General features: G+C 64.8%; 4 protein-coding genes. All 4 read left to right on the top strand.

Features of this window, described 5'->3' with window-relative positions; all coding sequences use genetic code 11:
- Window positions 1–182: 182 nt before the first annotated feature.
- Window positions 183–374, top strand: a complete 192-nt coding sequence (locus KZA10_RS09765) for a hypothetical protein (RefSeq protein ID WP_229778946.1) — start codon at window positions 183–185, stop codon at window positions 372–374.
- A 67-nt stretch (window positions 375–441) separates the two neighbouring features.
- A complete protein-coding gene (locus tag KZA10_RS09760) occupies window positions 442–819 on the top strand; it encodes a hypothetical protein (protein WP_256934669.1) in 378 nt (125 codons plus the stop codon).
- 317 nt (window positions 820–1,136) lie between these two features.
- Entirely contained in the window at window positions 1,137–2,156 is a 1,020-nt protein-coding gene (locus KZA10_RS09755) for a TerC family protein (RefSeq protein WP_055877000.1), read from the top strand.
- Between the two features lie 94 nt (window positions 2,157–2,250).
- Window positions 2,251–3,540: a hemolysin family protein gene (locus KZA10_RS09750; protein ID WP_218682764.1), complete on the top strand. Its 1,290-nt coding sequence runs from the start codon at window positions 2,251–2,253 to the stop codon at window positions 3,538–3,540.
- Window positions 3,541–3,648 lie beyond the last annotated feature (108 nt).

The raw sequence follows: 3,648 nt of genomic DNA, 5'->3' as shown, positions 1-3,648 counted from the left end.
GACTCTCCGCAACGCGGATCACATCGTCGCGGAACTCCTTGGGAAACGGCTTGGGCATGATGACATCCTTCCAGGCCAGCCATCTCGGCTAGCCACGCTAGATGTCACCTGTTCCTGCATCAGACCCTGTTGTCCAGGGCGAGCTGTTTCGGGTCAGCGAGCGAACCCAACCAGACGGCGGTATGAGTTACGACTTTGCGTGGCTCAACGGCCCGGCGGGCGGCACCTACGGGTTCACCTTGGCTCCGTCGTCTGGTCAGATCGCAGCGACGGAACTTGTCGCACAGGCGAGCCAGTTCGTCGCCGCGTTCTACGGACCCGGCGGCATCGGAGAGACGGACTTCCCGGATCACATCCCGGCCTACAGAGCGTAAGTGCCCTGCCTGCCGATGCTTCAGCCTTTGGCGACGCGACCGCCTGGCCGACCACGGCCTCGTCGAGATGCAGCGCAACCGCTACACCCGGGTCGCGCCGATCGATCTGGATCAGGTCCGCAATGCCGTCGACCTCTTCGGCGACATCTGGATCGGCGCGGTGCGTCATGTGATGCCTCGGATCCAGGACGACGACACCGCGTACCTCGCCGAGCTCGCCGGGGAGATGTCGACAGCGGTGAAGGACCGCGACGTCGTCGGCTTCGGGATCGCACTTCGTGCGACCGCGACGAGTTTCGCGCGCATCGAGGGCAACGCCTCGCGCGCCGTCGTCATCGACCGCCTCGGGCCGCAGATCCGTCGGTTCAGTCAGCATGCGAAGGACGCGTTCGACTGGGATGTCGTCGGCGCCTTCGTCGTTTCCCTCCGAGAGGCGATCCTCTAGCGCGATGCGAGCAAGACCCGCGCCGTCCTGGTCGCCTTCTTCGACGACGCGCTCCCCGCCATCATCGATCGCGCCGAGGAGCAGGACCTCACCCCCTCCGACGCCCCGGAGTAGCGGACCGCCTGCATGTCACTTTCGGCAGATCCACAGGAATCGCAGAGGGTCTTCTTCTAATCTGGGAAATCCCAAGGGGAGTACTCCGACACGGTGGGGTCGTCATTACGGATGCATGTCGCATCCCGGGCCACCGGTTCCATGTCTCATGGAATGGAGAAGACTTTGGCGGTACTGTCGTACCTCGAGTCTGGAGCCCTCATTTGGATATCACGCCGCTGATCTGGGTCATCACGATCGCGATCACGATCGCCTTCTTCGTCTACGAGTTCTTCGCCCACGTGCGCACCCCGCACGAGCCGACGATCGCGGAGTCGGCGCGCTGGTCGATCTTCTACATCAGCCTCGCGCTGTTGTTCGGCGTCGGCATCGGCGTCTTCTCCGGATGGACGTTCGGTGGGGAGTACTTCGCCGGGTATCTGACCGAGAAGGCGCTGTCGATCGACAACCTCTTCGTGTTCCTCATCGTCATGACCGGCTTCGCCGTGCCGAAGAAGTACCAGCAAAAGGTGCTGATGATCGGCATCGTCATCGCGCTGATCCTCCGCGGAATCTTCATCGCCGTCGGCGCGACGCTCATCGAGAACTTCTCGTGGATCTTCTACCTGTTCGGTGCACTGCTGCTCGTGCTCGCCTACCGTCAGGCATTCAGCAACCACGAGAGCAACCCGGCCAACGGACGTTTCATGACGTTCGTGCGCCGTCACCTCCCCGTCAGCGACGAGTACAACGGCGACCGCCTCACCGTGGTGAAGAACGGCAAGCGCTTCGTCACGCCGATGCTCCTCACGATCATCGCGATCGGGTTCATCGACCTGGTGTTCGCCGTCGACTCGATCCCTGCGATCTACGGTCTCACCGACCAGGCCTACATCGTCTTCACGGCGAACGCCTTCGCGCTGATGGGTCTGCGCCAGCTGTACTTCCTCATCGGCGGACTGCTCGAGCGCCTCGTCTACCTGGCTCAGGGGCTCGCGGTCATCCTCGCCTTCATCGGCGTCAAGCTCGTGCTGCACGCGATGCACGTCAACGAGCTTCCGTTCATCAACGGCGGCGAGCCGATGCTGTGGGCTCCCGAGATCCCGATCTGGTTCTCGCTGCTGTTCATTGCCGCCACCATCACGATCGCGACCGTGGCCAGCCTTCTCAAGACGCGTCGGGCACCGGATTCCGTTCCGGCCGGCGCCGACACCACCACCCGCAACGACAAGGAGCACTCTTGAGCGCGCAGCGCTGTTCTGATTCTTCGGACTCTGACAGTACGAGCGCCCGGTTCATCCCGGGCGCTCACCCCACCACAGACGAGGCGGCCCTCTGATGGGCGACCTGCTCTGGAACATCGCCCTCGTCTTCGCGTTCGTGCTGATCGGCGGTGTCTTCGCTGCGACGGAGATGGCGCTGGTCACGCTGCGCGAGAGTCAGATCAACGCCATCGGTCAGCGCGGGCGCCGCGGGGCGAAGGTCGCCGCCCTCGCCCGCAATCCCAACACCTTCTTGTCGGCGGTGCAGATCGGTGTGACCGTCGCCGGGTTCGCCTCGGCGGCGTACGGTGCGACATCGATCGCGCCGTCGCTGGCACCGGTGCTGGAGTCGTGGGGCCTCGCCCCTGCTCTCGCGCTCACGGTCGCCACGCTCGTGCTCACCCTCGTGATCGCCTATCTGTCGCTGGTGCTCGGCGAGCTCGTGCCGAAGCGCCTCGCGATCCAGCGCAATGCGCAGTTCGCCTACGCGGTCGCTCCCGCACTCAACGGGTTCGCGACGGTCATGCGCCCGGTGATCTGGTTGCTGTCGGTGTCCACGAACGCCCTCGTCCGGCTGCTCGGCGGCGATCCGCGCAAGACCAGCGACGAGATGACGGATGAGGAGGTGCGCGACATCGTGGCCAGCCATCAGGGGCTGCCCGATGACGAACGGCGCATCCTCGACGACGTGCTGTCCCTCCGCGGTCGCCAGGTCAGCGAGGTCATGCGACCGCGGCCCGAGGTCGTCGCCCTCGACGAGGCCGCGAGCGTCGGCGAGGTGATGGCGCAGGTGCGCGACCTTCCGTTCTCGCGCTACCCCGTCTCGGAGACCTCGATCGACGACATCACCGGGTTCGTGCACGTGCGCGATCTCTTCGAGGCCGCATCCGACGATCCGACGCGTCCACTGAGCGCGCTCATGCGCGACATCCCCTATATCCCCTCGACCGCACGTGTGCTGCCGACTCTGACCCGCATGCGCGCAGAGGGGCACCACATCGCGGTGGTCGTCGACGAGTACGGCGGGACCGACGGCCTGGTCACTCTGGAAGACCTCGTGGAGGAGGTCGTCGGCGAGATCTTCGACGAGTACGACGCCGAGGTGTTCATCTCGGCTGACGACGGCATCGACGGACGACTCAACCTGCAGGACTTCGAGGAGCTCACCGGATTGTCGATGCCGCGCGGTTCGTCCGACACGATCGCCGGATTCGTGACGGAGCAGCTGGGGCGTCTCGCCGTCGTCGGCGACGTCGTGGAGGTGCCAGGCGCCACGATCCAGGTCGCGGAGCTCGATCGACGACGCATCGCCCGGGTGCGAGTCGTGACCGAACAGGTCGCCGAACCTCTTTCTGCAAGGTTGTAACTGAACTGCAATCCCTGATAGCGTCGGTGACGGTTACGGCAGACTTGGCGAATGGTCCGGTACGCATCCCCTGAACAGCCGTTGCCTCCTGAACTACTGAGGGCGGTC

It is taken from the genome of Microbacterium sp. BF1 (genome assembly GCF_019279095.1).
Taxonomy (GTDB): Bacteria; Actinomycetota; Actinomycetes; order Actinomycetales; family Microbacteriaceae; genus Microbacterium; species Microbacterium maritypicum.
This window is presented reverse-complemented; position numbering and strand designations above follow the sequence as displayed.